Source organism: Mucilaginibacter sediminis, from assembly GCF_051903035.1.
Taxonomy (GTDB): Bacteria; Bacteroidota; Bacteroidia; order Sphingobacteriales; family Sphingobacteriaceae; genus Mucilaginibacter.
On record NZ_CP170602.1, the window covers coordinates 5386758 to 5406997 of the forward strand.

At 43.5% G+C, this 20240-nt stretch carries 15 protein-coding genes; 7 read left to right on the plus strand and 8 right to left on the minus strand.

Features of this window, described 5'->3' with window-relative positions; genetic code table 11:
- Positions 1-101: 101 nt before the first annotated feature.
- Complete coding sequence (mutL, locus tag ACFGVS_RS22380; RefSeq protein WP_090652159.1) at positions 102-1967, minus strand: DNA mismatch repair endonuclease MutL; 1866 nt, start codon at positions 1965-1967, stop codon at positions 102-104.
- Between the two features lie 215 nt (positions 1968-2182).
- On the opposite strand from mutL, the gene ACFGVS_RS22385 reads away from it, so the two are divergent.
- The 4 genes from ACFGVS_RS22385 to ACFGVS_RS22400 all read left to right on the plus strand — a co-directional run bounded on the left by ACFGVS_RS22385 (position 2183) and on the right by ACFGVS_RS22400 (position 7656).
- Positions 2183-3817 (plus strand): amidohydrolase, encoded by a 1635-nt coding sequence (locus ACFGVS_RS22385; protein WP_439695650.1) that lies wholly within the window; start codon positions 2183-2185, stop codon positions 3815-3817.
- Positions 3804-5609: a serine hydrolase domain-containing protein gene (locus tag ACFGVS_RS22390; RefSeq protein WP_439695651.1), complete on the plus strand. Its 1806-nt coding sequence runs from the start codon at positions 3804-3806 to the stop codon at positions 5607-5609. Before ACFGVS_RS22385 ends, ACFGVS_RS22390 begins: the two co-directional genes overlap by 14 nt.
- 350 nt (positions 5610-5959) lie before the next feature.
- A complete protein-coding gene (locus tag ACFGVS_RS22395) occupies positions 5960-6343 on the plus strand; it encodes a hypothetical protein (RefSeq protein WP_439695652.1) in 384 nt (127 codons plus the stop codon).
- A complete protein-coding gene (locus ACFGVS_RS22400) occupies positions 6340-7656 on the plus strand; it encodes a hypothetical protein (protein ID WP_439695653.1) in 1317 nt (438 codons plus the stop codon). Before ACFGVS_RS22395 ends, ACFGVS_RS22400 begins: the two co-directional genes overlap by 4 nt.
- 126 nt (positions 7657-7782) lie before the next feature.
- Here the strand turns inward: ACFGVS_RS22400 and ACFGVS_RS22405 are convergent, their stop codons facing one another.
- Positions 7783-9459, minus strand: coding sequence for a hypothetical protein (locus ACFGVS_RS22405; RefSeq protein WP_439695654.1), 1677 nt, complete (start codon positions 9457-9459; stop codon positions 7783-7785).
- A 611-nt stretch (positions 9460-10070) separates the two neighbouring features.
- Positions 10071-11069, minus strand: coding sequence for a polysaccharide deacetylase family protein (locus tag ACFGVS_RS22410; RefSeq protein WP_439695655.1), 999 nt, complete (start codon positions 11067-11069; stop codon positions 10071-10073).
- Between the two features lie 333 nt (positions 11070-11402).
- Between ACFGVS_RS22410 and ACFGVS_RS22415 the strand changes: the two genes are divergently transcribed.
- Together ACFGVS_RS22415 and ACFGVS_RS22420 are read left to right on the plus strand one after the other, a co-directional pair.
- The gene (locus ACFGVS_RS22415) at positions 11403-11594 is read left to right on the plus strand and encodes a hypothetical protein (protein ID WP_439695656.1); all 192 of its coding nucleotides are present in this window, start codon (positions 11403-11405) and stop codon (positions 11592-11594) included.
- 108 nt (positions 11595-11702) lie between these two features.
- Positions 11703-13409, plus strand: a complete 1707-nt coding sequence (locus ACFGVS_RS22420) for a sodium:solute symporter (RefSeq protein WP_439695657.1) — start codon at positions 11703-11705, stop codon at positions 13407-13409.
- 401 nt (positions 13410-13810) lie between these two features.
- Here ACFGVS_RS22420 and ACFGVS_RS22425 read toward each other — a convergent pair whose 3' ends face one another.
- On the minus strand, positions 13811-14659 hold the full coding sequence (locus ACFGVS_RS22425; RefSeq protein ID WP_090652165.1) for a DUF2911 domain-containing protein: 849 nt from the start codon (positions 14657-14659) through the stop codon (positions 13811-13813).
- Positions 14660-14955: 296 nt separating this feature from the next.
- Here ACFGVS_RS22425 and ACFGVS_RS22430 point away from each other — a divergent pair, with 296 nt between their 5' ends.
- Positions 14956-16143 carry a class I SAM-dependent rRNA methyltransferase gene (locus tag ACFGVS_RS22430; RefSeq protein ID WP_439695658.1) on the plus strand — a complete coding sequence of 396 codons (1188 nt, stop codon included), beginning with the start codon at positions 14956-14958 and terminating at the stop codon, positions 16141-16143.
- Between the two features lie 77 nt (positions 16144-16220).
- On the opposite strand, the gene ACFGVS_RS22435 is transcribed toward ACFGVS_RS22430, so the two are convergent.
- The 4 genes from ACFGVS_RS22435 to ACFGVS_RS22450 form a co-directional block, all read right to left on the minus strand.
- Positions 16221-16997 (minus strand): TerC family protein, encoded by a 777-nt coding sequence (locus ACFGVS_RS22435; RefSeq protein WP_090652167.1) that lies wholly within the window; start codon positions 16995-16997, stop codon positions 16221-16223.
- Between the two features lie 84 nt (positions 16998-17081).
- Positions 17082-18521 carry a hypothetical protein gene (locus ACFGVS_RS22440; protein ID WP_439695659.1) on the minus strand — a complete coding sequence of 480 codons (1440 nt, stop codon included), beginning with the start codon at positions 18519-18521 and terminating at the stop codon, positions 17082-17084.
- Positions 18502-19065, minus strand: a complete 564-nt coding sequence (locus tag ACFGVS_RS22445; RefSeq protein WP_274211010.1) for a hypothetical protein — start codon at positions 19063-19065, stop codon at positions 18502-18504. The genes ACFGVS_RS22440 and ACFGVS_RS22445 overlap by 20 nt, the downstream gene beginning before the upstream one ends.
- The gene (locus tag ACFGVS_RS22450) at positions 19062-19622 is read right to left on the minus strand and encodes an RNA polymerase sigma factor (protein ID WP_090652170.1); all 561 of its coding nucleotides are present in this window, start codon (positions 19620-19622) and stop codon (positions 19062-19064) included. The genes ACFGVS_RS22445 and ACFGVS_RS22450 overlap by 4 nt, the downstream gene beginning before the upstream one ends.
- Positions 19623-20240 lie beyond the last annotated feature (618 nt).

Consider the following 20240-nt stretch of genomic DNA (forward strand, 5'->3'; position numbering starts at 1 on the left):
AAAACAAAATATTTATAATCAGCAGGTTTTTTACTACCGGTGTGATATTGGCAAAAGGCGATTGATTGTATCCGTTCATAGTATAATTAAAGCCCCGGGGGCTATTTTTCAAAGCGTTCCATTAATTCGGCCAGCGTAAATGTACTGATTACGGGCTTACCGTTCAATGCCTGGTTGGGCGACTGACAGGCAAAAAGCTGGTCGATAAGCTGGTTCATTTCTTCCAATGATAATTTGGTGCCGGTTTTAAGCGCAGCATTACGGGCTAATGACCTGGCCAGGTTATCCCGCTTATCTACTTTTAAAATGGCCATATTGTTTTTAAACCCTTCAAGTAAATGTTCTAAAAGTTCGTGTTCGTCAACATTGCTCAAATCGGCCGGTATGCCATCAACAACCACGGTATTTTTACCAAACTCGCGAATGTCAAAGCCCAGTGCCTTAATATCGGGCAAAAGCTCCCTCAATAACTCAAAATCGCTGCCGTTTAGTGTTACCGATTGCGGAAATAAACTTTGCTGGCTCACGCCCGAGTGATGTTGCAGTTGTTGTAAAAAGCGTTCGTACAAAATGCGCTCATGCGCAGCCTGCTGCCCTATCAGCATAAAGCCCGATTTAATTTGCGATAAAATAAACCGGTTATGAATTTGGAACAATTGCCGCTCGCTGGGTTTGCTTACCTCCTGCTCATCAACAGCAATGCTTTTTTCGTTGTGCATCTGCTGCTGCAGGTTGGTTTCTTTTTTGCTGATCTCGTACAGTGTATCCCAGTTATTGGGTATAGGGGTGTTGCGGTAATCGTTGTTATCCCTCAAAAAAGGATGCTGCTCGCGTGTTCCTGATGATTTTTTCTCGGCAGCAAAGGGGTTAAAGTCGGGGTTAAAGGAAATTGTCGGGGCAATAATCTCCTCAAAAGGTTTAGGGGTTATCAGGTGCTCAATGCTGTTTTCCTGGTCAAAATCCAAACTTGGAGTAATGTTATACCTGCCTAAAGACCGTTTTACTGCCGACCGGATAATGGCATAAATCGCCTTCTCATCCTGGTACTTTATCTCGGTTTTGGTAGGATGCACGTTAATATCAATTTTTGATGGGTCGATATCTATAAACAGCACATAAAACGGGTAACAATCATCGGGCAACAATTCCTCAAAGGCTGTAAGTACAGCGTGGTTCAAATAGGCATCGCGAATAAAGCGGTAGTTTACAAAAAAGAATTGCTCGCCCCGTGTTTTACGGGCAAACTCGGGCTTGCCAACAAAACCACGCAGGTTAATAATGGTAGTATCTTCCTCAACCGGCACCAGGCGCTGGTTATAATTATTACCAAACAGGTGCACTATGCGTTGCTTTAAGGCAGCGCCGGGCAAATGGTAAACTTCCTGCCCATCATGGTGCAGGGTAAAAAATATTTGTGGATTGGCCAGCGCTACCCGTTGAAATTCGTCGATAATATGGCGCATTTCTACCGGGTTACTTTTTAAAAAGTTACGCCGGGCGGGGGTATTGTAAAATAAGTTTTTGATGGATATAGATGTACCGGTATTAGCCGAACATGCCTCCTGGCTAATCACTTCCGATCCTTCGATAAAAATACAGGTACCCAGCTCATCCTCATGGCGGCGGGTTTTCAGTTCCACCTGCGCAATCGCGGCTATCGATGCCATGGCCTCGCCCCTGAAACCCATGGTGCGGATGGCAAACAGATCTTCGGCCTTGCGAATTTTGGAGGTGGCATGCCGCTCAAAGCACATGCGGGCATCGGTAAGGCTCATGCCGCAGCCATCATCAATAACCTGTATCAATGATTTTCCGGCATCTTTAATAATGAGCTGTATTTTACCCGCCCCGGCATCAATCGCGTTCTCCACCAATTCTTTTACCGCCGATGCCGGTCGTTGTACCACCTCGCCCGCGGCAATCTGGTTGGCAACGGCATCTGGTAAAAGCTGAATTATATCTGACATTTAAAAAAATTCCCTTCAATTTCGTTTTCGATGCTAAATTAAATATTTGAAGGCATAACTTTATGATTTTGTAGTATCAAGTAGTAAGTAGCAAGTATCCAGATTTGGCTGAGAATACATTAGTTTTGTAATTGATCAGTATCTACAGGTAATTTGCAAACTATTCAACATTGCGAGCGTTCTTGATACTTGATACTTACTACTTTTAAAAGCTTATGAAGAAATTATTGCCGGCGCTGCTGCTCCTGGCTGCAGCCTGCAAACAAAAAGAGTATAATGCCGATTTGCTAATAAAAAATGCGGTTGTTTATACCGTTGATAGCGCTTTTACTACAGCCAACGCATTTGTGGTAAGCAAAGGTAAAATTGTAGCCGTTGGCAACGCCGATACGTTAGAGCAAAAATACCTGGCCCATGAAGTGGTTGATGCCAAAGGCGCTGCCGTTTATCCTGGCTTTATTGACGCCCACGCCCATTTTTATGAATATGGATTAGGCCTGCAGGAAGTAAACCTGGATGGCACCAAAAGCTGGGGCGAGGTGGTTGATTCTGTTCAGGCTTACGCTACCCGCAACCCCGATGGCTGGATTATTGGCCGGGGGTGGGACCAAAACGACTGGGCTAAAAAACAGTTTCCGGACAAGGCCAAACTGGATAGCCTGTTCCCGGTACGCCCGGTAATATTGAGCCGGGTTGACGGGCATGCTATTATTGCCAACCAGGCTGCTTTAAACATTGCAGGCGTAAAACCCGGGCAAACTATAACCGGTGGTGAGATAGAAACCATTAACGGGAAGCTCACCGGCATCATGGTTGATAACGCCGTAGGCATTGTTACCCGCAAAGTGCCCGAGCCAACGGCTCCTGTTGTGGAGAATGCCCTGCTATCGGCACAAAAAAACTGTTTCGCCGTTGGCTTAACTACGGTTGATGATTGCGGGCTGCCTTATACCATGATTAATACCATTGCCGATTTGCAGCATAAAGGATCATTAAAAATGCGCATGTTTGTTATGCTATCAGACAGGCCTGAGAATTACGATTACCTGTTTAAACGTGGCGCGTTTAAAACGCCGGGCCTAAATGTTCGCGCGTTTAAGGTTTATGCCGATGGTGCTTTGGGCTCCCGCGGGGCCTGTTTACTAAAGCCTTATGCCGACCTGCCAAAATGGAGTGGTTTCTTATTGAGCAGCCAGGCCCATTTTGAGGAGGTAGCAAAGAAAATTGCAGCCAAAGGCTTCCAGATGTGCACCCATGCCATCGGCGATTCGGCCAACCGGGTAATGTTAAAAATATATGCATCTGTTTTAAAAGGTAAAAACGATCGCCGCTGGAGGATAGAGCACTCACAAATTGTGGCGCCCGAAGATGTTGCCCTTTTTGGCGATAACAGCATCATCCCATCGGTACAGCCTACACATGCTACATCAGATATGTACTGGGCGGGCAAGCGCCTGGGTGATAAAAGACTGAAATCATCGGCATACATTTATAAAACGCTGTTACAACAAAACGGATGGATTCCGCTGGGAACAGATTTCCCGGTAGAAAACATTAACCCGATGTATACGTTTTATGCAGCGGTAGAGCGACAAGACCTGAAGGGTTTTCCTGAACACGGTTTCCAGAAGGAAAACGCGTTAAGCCGTACCGAAGCGTTAAGAGGGATAACCATATGGGCCGCAAAAGCCAACTTTGAAGAAAAAGAAAAAGGCAGTATTGAACCGGGCAAGTATGCCGACTTTGTAATACTGGATAAGGATATCATGAAAGTAAAAGGCGCCGAATTACCAACTACCAAAGTAACCCAAACCTATATAAACGGAGTTAAAGTATATGATAAAAAATAAATGGGGCTGTGTCTCTGTAGTACTGTTAGGGTTTGCATTATTTAATACCGCCTGCGCTCAAAATCCACCTTTTACCGGGCGCGCCTATGTTGCCGAAGAACGATTGGTTCAAAACTCAACCGTTTTGCTCAACAACGCTCAATATACTATCCCGCTGCAAAAGCTGGAAGATTTAAAAATTGCCAGCGTACATTTTACCAGCCAGTACGCCAGCGTTTTTGATAGCCTGCTTAATAAATACTGTAAAGTGCAGGTGTTTGATGGCAATGGTAAAAATCTGAATACGCTTGCTGCCGATTTAAAGTGGTACAACACTATTGTTTTACAGGTAAATGATGCCGATCTGAGTAACCCGCAAGTACTGGATTTTATCAGCACCAATCAAAAACTAAAGAGTGTGGTTATTGCCGCATTTGGAAATGGCGCACTATTAAGCAAGCTAAATAATGTAACAGTACCGGTGATCTGGTCAGAAAGGGTATCGCCGGTATCGGCTTCGTATGCGGCCCAGGCCATATTTGGAGGGGTGGCCATTACACAAAAACTGGCCAAAACCTATTCGCCAGTTTATAGTAGCGGAATGGGGTTTGTTACCCAGCAAACCAGGCTGCAATACAGCGTACCCGAAGATGTAGGCATCAACTCCAATAACTTACAGGAGATTGACCAGATAGCCCGTGAGGCCATTACCCAACACGCCACTCCGGGCTGCGTAGTGCTGGTGGCAAAAGATGGCAAGGTGATATTTAATAAAGCCTATGGCTACCACACCTATGATAACGCTATGCCCGATAAGCTGACCGATATTTTCGACCTGGCATCCATGACCAAAATATCGGCTACCACGGTAGAGGCCATGCAACTGGTTGACCAGGGCAAACTAAGTGTTGAAAACACCTTAGGCGATTACCTGCCACTGGCCCGCACCAGCAATAAAAACGATGTAAAGCTGCGCGAAATATTATTGCACCAGGCAGGATTTATTCCGGATATCCAATCGTTCGAAAAGGTAAAACCATCTGACCATAGTACCGATTCCTCGGCCGCCTACCCTACCAGGGTATCTGAACATTACTTTTTGCGGAAGGATTATTTTAAAGACGTAATGTTGCCTGATATGCTCAATTCGCCACTGAAAACCCGCGGACAGTACGTGTACAGTGATGTAAGCATGTTATTTATGCAGGAGGTAGTAGAAACCATCACCGCCACCCCGGAGAATGTGTACGTGCAACAGCAGTTTTATACCCCCCTCGGTATGCAAACTGCCGGCTTTTTACCGCTGCACAGGTTTGGCCAGGCACAAATTATCCCTACCGAAAACGACCAGGAATACCGCATGAGTTTATTAGATGGCTACGTGCATGACCCAACCGCTGCACTTAAAGGTGGTGTGGCTGGCCATGCAGGCCTGTTTGCCAGCGCCAATGATGTAGCTATACTGTATCAAATGCTGCTGAACAAAGGCAGCTATGGCGGCGTACAATACTTTAAGCCCGAGGTGGTAGAACTGTTTACCTCCAAACAATCTCCGGTAAGCAGGCGAGGGTTAGGGTTTGACCGGTGGGATCCTATTGCCGACAGGCACTACCCATCAAAACTGGCTTCCGACCAAACTTTCGGCCACACCGGTTTTACAGGCACCTGCGTATGGGTTGATCCTAAATATAACCTGGTGTATATTTTCCTGAGTAACCGGGTGAACCCTAATGTGGGCAGTAAGCTGGGCAGCCTCAACATTAGGCCGAGGATACAGGATGTGGTGTATGAAGCCATCAACAAAGGTATGTAGTAACCACATGTTCGGTTTTGACACCCCTTTTGTGTTTATTGAAATATCACAACGCTTAATTAATTGATATTCAGAATGTTAAATACTCGGCTTGGTTTTGAATCTAAATAAACACCTGTTGATAATCAGCCACTTAGTTATTTAAAGGTGTACGGGCCATAGGTTACCCGAACAGCATTTTTTTTGAAAAATCCGAACATTGCCATGCCCATTTTTAGGCCCTTTAGCGCGGGTGAAATAAGCCCATTTTTATCGGCGATGAAAACACCAACAAAGTGGTGGATATAAACCTTTTTTAATTGTTCAGGAAATATTTGCTACATTGGTACAACTTAAAACCTCTTATCGTTATGGCATCCAACTACATCCCTAAAGAGATTGATATCACGATAGCTATTAATTCCAATTATTACCTGCACGTATTGATAGGTAACGGGCAGGCAGGCGCAACAACATTTAAAAATTTTGAAGGCCAGATTTATAAACCGGAGGTATTTAACGCTGTTATTGGCAAAGGCAACGATATTAAGGGCAAAAGTACCGATGTCATTTCAAACGTACTGGAAATTAACCCCGATACCGATTCTGTGATAATCACCTATTATGTTACCGATAAAACACTTGGTACAACGGATGACCTTACAGACGATATGAAAGCAGGCGATTCTGCAGCTGCACCAGGGGCCAACAAAAGCCTGATTTTTGATACAACCCTTACATTTTCAGAAGCATGAAACGAAAAATTTTAGCGCTTTTAGTTTTAATATTTGTCTTCGGCCGGTTGTTTGCCCAGGAGCAGGATGTTTCTTCTATAGTACCCTCGTCGGCACCGGCATTTACCATTTTGGGTACAAACCCCACCGAAATATCAAAGCCTAATACCTGGAGCGCACTCCAGGCTGCTGCCTACCAAAGTTTAAGTTCTGGTGATGGCTCTACTGGTTTGCTCAAAAATTTTGCATTGGAATTTAAGCCATACTGGCTTTCCAATCACCCTAAATTTACCTATAAAGATTATCTTAATCAGAGCGGCTTCAGTCTTCGTAACCTTTCGGTGTCCTTCGCGTCGGCAAAAGCGCCTTACGGTAAGGATTCGGCACAAAGCATGGGGTTTGGTTTTCGGATACCCATACTCACAGGACTAAAAAAGAGGAATAAGGTACAGGCAGAATTGAAAGCTTACCTTTCTGCCATTCAAAATAACCTGCTGGCATTTCAAAATGATTTCACTTTTTATATCCTTACAAATAAGGCCGCAACGGTTGATGACCTGCTGAACAACATCCTGGACAGCTTAAAAACACCACCGCCGGGAATATGGAAAACCCAAGCGCCGCAAATACTGAAAATCATGTCAGACACTTTGCAACAATCACTCAAGGGCATGAGCGGCCAAAGCCTGGCATCAAAAAAAGCGGATATTGGTAAAGTACTGGCAGCTTATTTTACCATAGTGAACAAACCCATAGGCAAAGCAGCTACAGACTCCATAACATCTGCCCTGCGGCAATCCAGCAACTGGGAGGTAAGCGGCGCTTTGTCAATTGCATTCCCTACCAATAAATTCAATTATTCAAGATACTCAAACGTGGCTATATGGTCAGATTATTCTTTCGATATTGTTAAAAGCTGGCACCTTGACGGTACGGCAGCCTTGCGTTACGTCCGCACGTTTAAAACCGATTCTGTAAGTGCAGCCAATAATTTCGATGGGATTTTCAGGGTCAACTATGCGACAGATGCCCTGCAAAAATTTACCGTCTCATTATGGGGAGTGTTGCGGCGAAGTTCAAACAACCTGCCCCAACTGGTGGTGAATGGGGTAACGTATACCGCGGCCAAAAAAGCATGGGACAATAAATATGGGTTTGAACTTACCTACAAAATCACAGATCAAATTGCAGCATCTTATTCGGTAGGTAAAAACTTTAAAAACGACCAATTGTTCAACATAAAAAACGGCAATCAACTTATTAACGTTTTGAGTTTGTTTTATTCATTGAATACCAAGCAGGATGCCAAAACCAATAGTTTTAAAACGTTTTAGGCGCTTGTACCTTTAAGGCGCAAAGTATTTCTACAATGATCTATATGAAATACAGAAGTAACATCGGCCCGGCAATATCAATATCCCGAACACCTGCTTTACAAAACGCGGGTGCTCCCCCATCAACTATGAGTATACCTGCTCTTTAATATAACTTATTAGCTTATTAGGTATAAAATATCGCGACTTCTCGGAGTTTTTAATCACCATTTTTAAATAGTCTGCTGTGTAATGCTTTGAAATCAGCTGATACAATTCAGGGAAGTAGCCTGTATCTTTTTCGCTCTTTTTGCCCCAGCCAGAATCGTCATGTTTACGGATTATAGCCTCCATGAGCCGGTTTTTGTCGGTAAGCGCCATTGGTTCAAAGTATTCTAATATGAAGTTGTATGGCGTGTCGTGCTCAATATAGTCAATCATTTTACGGTATGCTTTATCGGCATCAGCCAGCTTAAAATAAAATACCATCGCGTTTTTTTTATAGGGAGCCGATATGCTCCGCGCCCTGGTTAACATTTTGGTGCGCCATTTTTTTCGTTCTTCTTCGGGCAGCCTTTTCGAAATGAACAAATAATCATCAAAGTTGAACGAAAAAGGGAAAAGCAATGCCAATATTTTAGCCAAATTTTCCTCGTCATTTTCAATTAAATACAACTCTCTTAAAAAAGTCCAGTATAGTACGTTGTATTCGTCCCTGAAATTGTATTTAATTTGTTCAAGGCAGTATTCTTTTGCCAGTGTTAACTCCTTGTGTTCAATTAACAACTCCAGAAGCTCCCGGTTATATTCATTATCAAAACGGATTGGTTTAAACATACGGCCATACCTGGCAAACAGGTCATGCTCATTTACCATCGCAAAAATAAACTTGCTATACAAGGTGCCATTCATCAGGGTATCCGGGGTGCATTTTTCAAATTGCCGGGCCAGCCAATCAATTATCTTTAATTGCCGCTCCCGGCTGCTTAGTTTCATGATATTTTGCAGGTGCACCAGGTAATGCATCCTGACCCTATTTACGCCATCCGGGACGTGATTTATGAAAAAGCCAACCGCTTTATCCCAGGTTTCTTCAACCTGTAGCATGGTAACAGGCTCCACAGACTTTAGTAAACACTCCTCAATAAATTTGGAGATTTTATTACTGCCCGATTCAACCTTAAACCCGAAATCGATACAGCCCTCCAATAAGGCGTGAAAGTTCAGGAACGATTTTTCATCAGTAACGTTGTCCTGGTAGTGCTTCACTACCGGGGTTAGCATGTCAGCCCAAAGCTCAACAAGCTTTTTTAATTGCGTCGCATCTATCGTCCTTTTGCCACCGACAACAGCCTTCACCGCGTCGTTAACTATTTTCTGTACCTCGGCTTGCGTTGGCTGCTCTTTAACCGAAAAATAATGCACAAACGAAAGTTCCAGGTCCTTGTTTTTGGCAATAACACTCCTTACCCAGTCTTTCAGCCTATCGGGTTCGGCGTGAATCAGCAGCTCTTCTGCCTTGTTTTGCTTTTTACCAACCTTAACAACAACCTCTTTTGCTTTTTTTCCGTTGGCAATGTGCGTTATTAAAGCCGCCTTGTGCCTGCAAAAACCCGCCGTGCTTTTGCATTCGCAGGTGTGCCGGGTAATTTCGTTGCCTGCCTTTAATGTTACCGAAACATCAAAACTGTCGCCCCCGTCATCCACATAGGCTACAAAGTGACCTTTTTCTGTTTCATCACATTCGCGTACTGTATTTTTCTTCGCCTGCTGTAGTAGCTCTGCCGGTACCGTGGTTGCGTAGTTTTTAAGCGTTAATGCCATGTGTTGTTATTAGTGCAATAAAATTAACAGGTATTATTTAAACATACGGCAAAAAATATGCAGGAGAGGGAATCGCTTTTGAAATTCCCCGGCCCGCCCAGGCGTTTTTCTGCTGCCCCAATAATTTTCGCTGTCATCGACATGCAAAGTAACATATGTGCGAGCCTCCTGTGCTTACCAAAATTTTAATGAAAGTTGGTTGCACTATTTCATAATCTTTGTTAAACTTGAAACACATTATACGCAAAAAAACATCTACTCATGTAAAAATCATTCTAAGAATATATAACTGAGTTTAAAAACCTGCCCGAATTAACCGATGTAATTCCCCCTTTCGCTGCCGCAAGGCTCCAGCCTTGTGGCCCGCTGATAGGTAAACGCCATGCTAAGTAATGAATATGCAAATCCCGGAAGAAACGAGCATCCGGGATTTTGTATTTTTAAACAGAGCAAAAGAGTAATACAAGAACTTAAGGTTAACAACAAACATTGTTGATTTTCCTAAAGGCATGGCGTAAACTTAGCATGTGGGCCACAAGGCTGAAGTCTTGCGGCAGCGGGCATTCCCACATTGCCCGTCGAGTATGACCAGATCCAGACGAACCGACAAGCTATTTTTGAGTGTCCTCAAATTCCTCATCCACACTCTCGCGAAGATCATAAAGCAGCCATTGTTTGTTAGCAATAGCGCGACTTTTTACTTGCAGCAACTTTATAAAATCATTTACCCCGGTTGGTTCATTGCCGTTACCATGTATAAGTACAATACTGCCGGCCTGCGGTTGCTGTCCTTTGGCCAGCCAGGCATCCGTACCAACAGGAATCAACCCAAAACCGGTTATTTTGTATACCAATTGCTGATCAGACACCAGGCCAGGGAACCGGAAAAACGCTGATGGCAGCAGTCCATTTTTGAGCATGTCCTTTTCTGTTTCCAGCACTTCGTAGCTGATATCGGTGCCGGGTTCCAATAAAAAGTTTTCTTTAAGGGGGGCTTTCAGGCTTACACGATGGTTAAAGGAGTGGTTTATCCAGGTGATATAAATTTCATGTTTGGCCTGCATTTGCTTAAGCCATTCCAAATCCTGCGGATGCTGGCGCATCCAGATACCGGTTATTGATAAAGCAACCGGTACCGGCCGCTCCACCTTGTTGAACCCGTTAAAAATATCTGTAAAAATGCGCTTATCCAATGCCCGGTGAGAAGGGCAAAGATCAGCCGTTAAACTAATTCCTTTCTCTTTGGGAATGCCGCTTTCAATTCCTGCGTCCTGAATGGTTACCGATTGTTTTTCGGCCTTGCGCAAAGCCTTCATATATGGTGTTTTATTAAAAAATGAGCGCGCGTCATGTATGCTCATTGGCTTTACCTGGTAAAAATTGGGTTCTTCAATTTTAGTCTCCAACGTTTGTGGATTTACCAACAGGTAATAGTTTTTTCCCTCGTTTTCAAATGACCGGATAATCATCCAATCCTGTGGAAAGCGGTGCGCCCAGCCGTAAAAAACTTTATAGTTTGCTATGTTGCGATAATTGGCCTGCGCAAATAAGGTTAATGGTACTGTTGCTGATAATAAAACAAACAGCAGTGACCGGATAAATAGTTTCATAATTATTGCAAATAAATCAACCCCAAAATTGTTTCGGATGTTTTAAGTTATGGTAGTATGTTGGTTGTAAAAATGTAAACAGAGCCAAAGGCTGTTTTATCTATCAATATTGCCTTTGTAAGTGGTCGTGCCTTAGTCTATCACTGCGGGCGTCGCATTTACAGATAATAACGGGCGAAGTTATCAATAAGAAAGTTTTATTATTCAAAGCGCGGATAAACCAATAGATTAATCTTTTTTACACCTTGCTTTAACGCCTTAATGTATATCAAAATAAACTGTTGCTAAAATTCAATTAATCACCTATTTTTGTGGGGTTATATCAAAGCAAATATGAAACACCAAGAAGAAGTTAAAGACAATCTGGATTATATATACTACCTGATAGCGCTGGTATCGGGCGCGTTTGTTGGGGCAATAATTGAAAAAGGTTTCACCTGGATTGTTGTAGGTGGGGTATTGGGTTTATTAACTGCTGCTTTCTTCCTGAATGTTTTGGTTAGGGGCCGTGGCGAAAAAATCTGATCCGGATTTACCATCGTTTATAAGTAATTGGAACCAGTTTTACGGCATCGTAGCCGCATGGCTGGTTTTTTTAGTTTTTGTATTTTGGCTCATTACAAAATATTTTGAATGAGCTTACCCGACTGGATTGTTTTAGCCCTTACTCTTTTTGGCATAGTTGCCTACGGCATCTGGAAAAGCGGCAATAATAAAAATATCGACCAGTTTTTAATGGGCAACCGCTCGTTGCCCTGGTATCATGTTGGTTTTTCGGTTATGGCCACGCAGGCCAGCGCAATTACTTTTCTTTCGGCCCCCGGCCAGGCTTACTCTGATGGGATGCGTTTTGTACAGTTCTATTTTGGGCTACCGCTGGCCATGATCGTGCTCTGCGTTACGTTTGTGCCCATGTTTAGCCGGCTGAAGGTTTATACAGCTTATGAATTCCTGGAACAGCGTTTTGATTTGAAGACAAGGGCGCTAACATCGTTCTTGTTTTTGGTATTGAGGAGTTTATCAACCGGGGTGGCTATTTACGCGCCGGCTATTATATTATCAACCATATTAAACATCAATACCGTTTATACCACACTGTTTATAGGTGGCCTGGTTATATTTTACACGGTTTACGGCGGCAGTAAAGCGGTATCATATACCCAGCTACTGCAGATGAGTATCATTTTCGCGGGCATGTTTTTAGCCGGAATTTTAGTGGTAAGCCTGCTGCCACAAGGCGTTGGCTTTACGCACGCCCTAAAAATGGCGGGCAAACTTGGCCGCATGAACGTTATTGACTGGAAGTTTGACTGGGATAACCGCTACAACGTTTGGAGCGGACTTATAGGGGGCTTCTTTTTACAACTATCATACTTTGGTACCGACCAAAGCCAGGTTGGCCGCTACCTTACAGGTAGTTCTATTGGGCAAAGCCGCCTGGGGTTGATTATGAACGGGTTGATCAAAATCCCTATGCAGTTTTTGATCCTGCTGATTGGCGTGCTGGTTTTTGCTTTTTACCAGTTTAACCGCCCGCCCATGTTTTTTAACAATTACGAAGTGGATAACGTGCGTAAAGGCAGCTACGCGGCGGCATACAACCAGCTCGATCAGCAATATACCGAGGCCTTTGAACAGCGAAAAGCCAAAACCAACGACCTGATTAAGGCATTTGACAGTAAAGACGCCAACCGGGTAAGCCAGGCACAGGCCGCCCTTAAAAATGCCGACAAGCAAGCCAAAGACATCAGGAAGCAAGCCATTGATGTGATGAAGAAAAGCAACGCCGGCGCCGATGATAACGATACCAACTACGTGTTCCTCACGTTTGTAAAGCAATACCTGCCGCGCGGATTGGTGGGTTTGTTAATAGCCATTATATTCCTGGCTTCTATGGGCTCTACCGCCAGCGCGTTAAACTCGCTGGCATCTACCACGGTGGTTGATATTTATAAACGCACAATAAACAAGGACGCATCTGACCGAAACTACCTGAACGCTTCGCGCCTGGCAACGGTATTTTGGGGCGTAGTTTGTGTAATTATGGCCTTATATGCCAGCAAGCTGGGCAACCTGCTCGAAGCGGTAAACCAGTTGGGATCATACATATATGGTACCGTGCTGGGCGTATTTGTGGTAGCTTTTTACATGAAGCGCATAAACGGCAATGCTGTATTTATTGCCGCTATCATCAGCGAAGCTACCATTATATATTTAGGCCTAACCAAAACTGTGGCTTACCTGTGGCTTAACCCGATTGGTTGTTTCCTGGTAATGATTTTAGGACTTGTGTTGAATAGGGCGGTTGGGGAAAAAAGGGTTGTTGCTGAGACTACCTAAATCTGCTACCTGGAACGCGGAACACACCCCTGCTTACGTGCTATGCCGTCGCCCGCCTCTCGAGAACTACTGTGTGTACACATCTTTTTAGAATCGTAGCACTAAACAAAACTGATGTCGAACGAACGAATCAGAGGTGGATTTAAGTGGTGGGGGTGAGGAGAAATCTTTAACGTCCTACATTCCGATAGGCTTTTTGGGATGTAAATCGTATAAGATTTCTCTTTCGCCCCCTCACTCTTGCCCCACTGCTCTATCGAAATGACAATTTTCTTTACTTAAAAAGATGTGTACACACAGTAGCTCTCGAGAGGGAATAGAAAAAGGCTCTTTGCATCAAGCAAAAAGCCTTTTATATGTGCTATTTAAAGCCGTCCTTTGGAGAGGGTTGGGTGAGGCTCTTAATCCTTCGCGTGATCCAGAGCTTCTTTATTTAAACGTTCGTATTCATCATCTTTACTGGCTTTAGATAGGGCTATACCCGCTTCGGCGGCGGCAATAGCGCCTGCTTTATCGCCTTTGCGTAATAGCAATCGCGATTCCCATAGTTTATACCAGGGGCCTTTAGGCTCAATTTTTTCGGCCTCGTAAACCCAGCCTAAAGCTTTATCAACATCTTTGTTGTTTTCGTAGTAATATTGGATGGCGTTAAAATAGTAAGGCTTCCGGTCGCCTTTCATCAGCTCGTCAATATTGGCGGTTATTTTAGCATCATCATCTGTTTGTAAATGAATCATAACCGAAGTGTGGTCCCAAACCAGGTACAGGTCAGATGATTTGGTGGTCGAATTGGCAAAGGCCATAGTAAAGGTTTCGCGTTTTTCGCTTACCCGCATGGGTTTCACGGTAAAGCGTAAAAAATCTTCTGATTGTTTATAGCTATAAGCGCCCCACTGTTTAACCACCTTGTTTAATATAATAGTCCACTCATTTTTTTCGGGGATACTGAAAAGCGAATAACTGCCTGCGGGCACACTATTGCCCTCAATCAAAACCTTTTCAGAAAAAGTAATTACAGTGGCCGCATTGGCGCCGGTTCGCCAAACTTCGCCCCAGGGGATGATGCCACCAAAAATTTTACGGTCTTTAACATTTGGGCGCGAGTAGGTAATAGTTATTTTGCCCAGGCCAAAATCCTGGATAATGGTTTGCGTAGAACTGGCCTCAGGAATGCGGGGCACCTGGGCATAGCTTTTATAGCTACAACATGCCAATAGCACGGTAGCTACCAATAGGTAAATTTTTCTCATGTTTATGTTTCGGATACTAAGATACCAAATGTTTTTAATTGGAAAATATTGTATTGGAGTAATAAAAAAGGGAATGGTTTAATGGAGTGAGTGGTTGATTGAGTTTGATTAGGTTGGATTAAGTTGATTGGGTTGGATTGAGTTGGATTGAGTTGATTAGGTTAGCTTGAATTGATTGGGTTGGATAGATAGGCAGGAGGTTTATTTTTGGAGAACCGATAGACCTGGCAACTACTTCTCTTACTCAACTTAATCCAACCTAATCAACCACTCACTAATTTACTACCTTTGCACCCATGATTGACGTTGTTTTAAGTAAAGGCAAAGAGAAAGCTGTTGTACAAAGGCACCCCTGGGTATTTTCGGGGGCTATTGATAAAGTAAAAGGTAAGCCGGCCAACGGCGATGTGGTACGCCTGCTTAATGCCAAAGGCGAATTTATGGCCTATGGTTTTTATAACGATCAATCGAGGGTTGCCCTGCGCCTGTTGGAATGGGACGAGGCGGTTGAAATTAATGACGACTGGTTTCGCAGCAAATTGACAATGGCTGTTAAAAGCCGCGCCAACGTATTGGAAAATGGCACCAATACCTGCCGCCTGGTTTTTAGCGAATCGGATTACCTGCCGGGCCTTATAGTTGATAAATACGCCGGACATTTGGCAGTGCAGGTACTTACATCGGGTATGGAGCGCATGATGCCGGTAATTATTGACCAATTGCAAAAGCTGCTGAATCCCGAAAGTATCTCGGATAAAAGCGATGCAGCATCCCGTGCACATGAGGGTATGGGCGAAACCGAGAATAAAGTTTTAGCAGGCAACCCGCCACCCGAAATTGTGGAGGTGCTGGAAAACAATGTGGTTTATGGCATCAATATCACCGAAGGGCAGAAATCCGGGTTTTATTGCGATCAGCGGGATAACCGCCACGTAGTTGCCACTTATGCAAAAAATAAAAAGGTACTGGATTGCTTTTGCTATACCGGCGGCTTTACCTTAAACAGCCTTAAAAATGGCGCTGCATCCGTAACCAGCGTAGATAGCTCGGCCCTGGCCATTGAAACCTTAAAAGAAAACATCCTGCTTAACAAGCTGGATGCAGAAAAACATAACGCCATCAAATCAGATGTAAACACCCAATTGCGCAAATTCCGGGACGATGGCGAAAAGTTTGACATCATCGTGCTCGATCCGCCTAAATACGCGCCATCCCGCTCGGCGCTAACCAGAGCTTCACGCGCTTACAAAGACCTGAACCGATTGGGCATGCTGTTACTGAACGAAGGCGGCCTGCTGGCCACTTATTCCTGCTCGGGTGCTATGGATATGGAAACCTTTAAGCAGGTAATAGCCTGGGCTGCTTTAGATGCCGGCAAACAGGTGCAATTCATATACCAGTTTCATCAGCCGGAAGATCATCCCGTAAGGGCTTCTTTTCCGGAAGGGGAGTATTTGAAGGGGCTGCTTTGCCGGGTGTTTTGAGGGAGAATCAAGAGTTAAGAGTCAGGAATCAAGACAAAGAAAATTTGTTTTGTGATACCTTGAAGATGAACACATATCTATTTCTTGATTCTTGACTCTTGGTTCTTGACTCTATTCCCCTTCATTTTTAAATTCAATAACTCCACCAAAACTGAGAATGCCATCGCGAAGTAAATGTACCCTTTGGGGATATGCTGCTCAAAGGCTTCGGCTAACAGCGATACGCCTATCAGCAGTAAAAAAGATAGTGCCAGCATTTTAACCGTAGGGTGTTTGTTTACAAAGCCCGATACACTGTTTGATGCCCACATCATGATGCCTACGGCTATGATAACCGCCAGGATCATGATCTCGACGTGGCTGGCCATACCTACGGCGGTTATTACAGAATCTAAAGAGAAAACGATATCAAGCAACATGATCTGGATAATGGTAGCCACAAAGCCTTGCGGTTTTACTGTCTCGCTGTTTTCTTCTTCACCTTCAATTTTATGGTGAATTTCGGCAGTACTTTTATAGATCAGGAACAGGCCGCCTATGATCAAGATCAGATCGCGGCCGGATATGGCCAGTTTTTCGGCCCAATCAGGGTCGGTAATATTAAACAAATGGCTCAGGTTAAACAGGGGCGCGGTAAGCGTCATCACCCAGCTAATAGATAGCAACAACAAAACCCGGGTAATCATGGCCATGCCTAAACCAACCCGGCGGCCTTTGCTTTGCTGTTTTGCAGGCAGTTTATCTGATAATATCGAGATGAAAACAATGTTATCTATACCTAAAACAATCTCTAAAACGGTAAGTGTAAGCAGGGAGATCCAGGTTTCGGCCTGGGCAAATATTGATAAATCCATAGGTGCGCGATGTGGTTAAGCCCAAAAATAACAAAACCCCTGCTTTTTAGGGCAAGGGCTTGCGTAAAAGGATGAATTTATCGCTTAATCAAAGTTCACACTTCCAAAGGTTGAATTAATGGTGATGGTTTTATCCGAGCCGCCTTTTCCAAAATGACCTTTATAGTTTTTGGTGGGGTTAAAGCCGTGCTCACCATCGGCAGGGCTTTTGCTGGTAAGGCTTACATCGTGGTTGCCATAGTTAAAGCTGCCGTAACGTACGGTTACATCAAAATCGGCGCTTTGGCTGTCGCCCAGGCCAAGTTTTATGCTGGAGTATGACGACCGTACCGAAAGATCTTTCAGATTTTTGTCTACATCTTCAATACTGATACCGCCGCCAAACTTAACATTGATGTTACCAGATGTTTTGATGCGGCCAATTTTTGCCGAACTGTAGCTTAGGTTGGCATTAAGCTTATCGCAATCGCCCAGGCTTAAGCTGCCGTAAGCAACGTCGAGGTCGCTGCCGCTTAGGTTTCCAATAGTAGCATTACCGTATTTTACCCTTATTTGGTTACCGTTGTTGCTTAATGCCTTAGCCACCAGGCTGCCATATGAGTTGCTGATGATGAGTTTGCCGCCAAGATCGGGCAAATCGGTAGCGCCGTACTTATTACTGATGGTAAGCGGATTTTTGGCAGGCATGTAAACCGTATAGTTTATTTCCATTGACCGTACCGAATTACCACTTCTGAATATGCCACCCCACGAGCTGTTGTTATCGTTATTGGAGTTTATCGAGGTTTTAAAGTAAACCCCGTTGCCATCCTTACTATCCTGTATATTTACGTTATCCAGCATTTTTTGCGCTTTATCGGCATCATTGGTGGTCACTTTTATCTGTACGTCAACCTTTACCTCGTTTTTTGCCCAGGTGTTTACGGTTATTTTGCCAAATTTATTGTCAATATTAATTATATCGTTGGCATCAACACTGTAGCTTTTGCTGTAGCTTTTTGTTTTTACAACTTCGTCGCCGGTCTGTACTTTGATATCATCGTCAGCATCTATGTTGTAGTTAAAATTGAAGTTTTTATCAAAATCCTTAAAGCCATAGGCTATCATGGGGGCTATATGCGTATCAAATTTATAAGCAAAGTTTAGCATGCTGTCGTTAAACTTATAGGCAAAACCTTTTAAGCTGTCAAACTTGAAAGTTTTATCATACCCCTTAAAGATTTTGCTAAAATGCTTCATGTTCTGCTTCATGGTTTTGTTGAACTTTTGCCTGCTAAGCGCGTTCATTTTTGCCTGCAGATCATGCATTTTTGCCTGCAGGTCTTTCATTTTTTGCTGATAATCCTTCGAATCCATATCCGAATCGTCGTCGTCATCATCAGCCGTTTGGGCTGGCTTGGTTGCCGGGGCCGGTTTGGCAGGCTTAGCGGGTTTAGCTGGCTTTTGTTGCGCAAAACCGATGTTGCCTATGGTCAATAAAACCATCAGCATAAACAGGAAAGGTTTAAATATTTTTGATTTCATCTTTTTGATCTTTATTAGTCTCGTTATACTGCTCTATTACATTTAATTGCTGACTAAGCACATCGGTTTGTATTTGCAAGTTCCGGATCATTGCACGTAAAACACGTTCCTGGTTAGGGCTTGTGGCTAAGTCGCTATTTAGTTTTTTATAGGTCGAATCCATTTTGGCAATCTCGGCAGTAAACTCTTTAAACAACTGCGGGTCGCCTTTTGATGCTGTTTTAAGCTGGCTAAGCTGTGTTTTAACCAATGATGCATAATGCACCTGTTGTTTGGCATATTCGGGGTTAATAGCAGCCAGGTCAACGCTTTTTGCGCCTTTCTGGCTTTGGAGATATGCCCCGAAACCTATACCCATCACCACGATGATGGATGCGGCCATTTTTAGCACGAACGTGAGCGAGAAAGTTTTGGCTTCGCGCTTTTTTGGCGCATCCAGCGTATCTAAACGTGCCTCTATTTTACTCCACAGATCTGCCGATGGCTCAATCTCGTCAAATTCATCGTGATTATTTTTCATGAAATCTTCAAATCGCTTGCTCATGACACTTTTCCTCTTCCTTTTAAAATTTCCATTAATTTTCTTTTAGCTCTCAAAAACTGCGTTCTTGATGTGTTTTCAGATATATTCAATATTTGTCCTATTTCTTCGTGATCGTAACCTTCCAGCAGGTAAAGGGATAACACAAGCCGGTAACCATCCGGTAATTGTTTCATAGTCTCTTTAACCAGTGCTACCTGGTATTGTACGTCGTCTTCATCCTCAGGCTCTTCATCGGGGATGTTTTCCAGATGATCTCCCTCTATTTCAATAAGCTCCAGCTTTCGTTTGCGGAGCAAATTTATAGACCGGTTTACCACTATTTGTTTGAGCCAAAGCCCAAAGGTGGTTTCCTGCCTAAAATCCTTCAGCTTGTTAAAAGCATCCAGGAAGGCTTCCTGCAAAACATCCTCGGCCTCGCCAATATTGCCCACTATCCTAAAGGCGACGTTCAACATCGCTTTGGCATACAGGCGATAGAGCTCATAGGAAGCTTTTTTGCTTCCCTGCTTGCACTCCAGTACCAGGCTGTAATGTTTATCTACAAATATTGCTTCCAATTGCGTTAAGCTTCAGGTTAATAGACGCAGGCTATTTTACAACGTTGCACCGGGGCACAAAATAATTTATTGATGTGCAGATTTCAGATGTGAAGATAATTTTATTATTGATTGCAGTGTTTGTGTATTAAATAAATTGTAGCTATTCGGGACTTTAAAACGGGGATTAGTTAACTATGCCTTTGGAACCACCAAAAGCTGCTAATAAAAGAAGTAAAGGCTCGGGGAGTCTGAAATTTCCTGCTTTCGTTATTTTAATCTTTAAGTCGCATTAGATAAACAAAAAAATCCGTTCCCCGGTATTATAGGATGAGTGTTATAAAATGAGTGGCATAATAGATTTAAAAAATTCCCCCTAAAATAAAAGTCCCCTTGCACTCGCTGCTTGGGGACTTTAAACCTAAACCTTATCACTATTTGCAGGCAAGAACGCCCGCAAAGTAGATTAACGTTTAAATTATCAAAAATCGTATGCAGGCAGTAGCCTAATTGACATAAAAATGATAATTTTCATTAATTTATTTTACAATAAATTAAATATCAGTTATTTACGTTTCGCTGTTTTTTTGAAGCCAATTTTGGGGATGATTATAGCCACCAGGCAGGACTTTTGCGCAG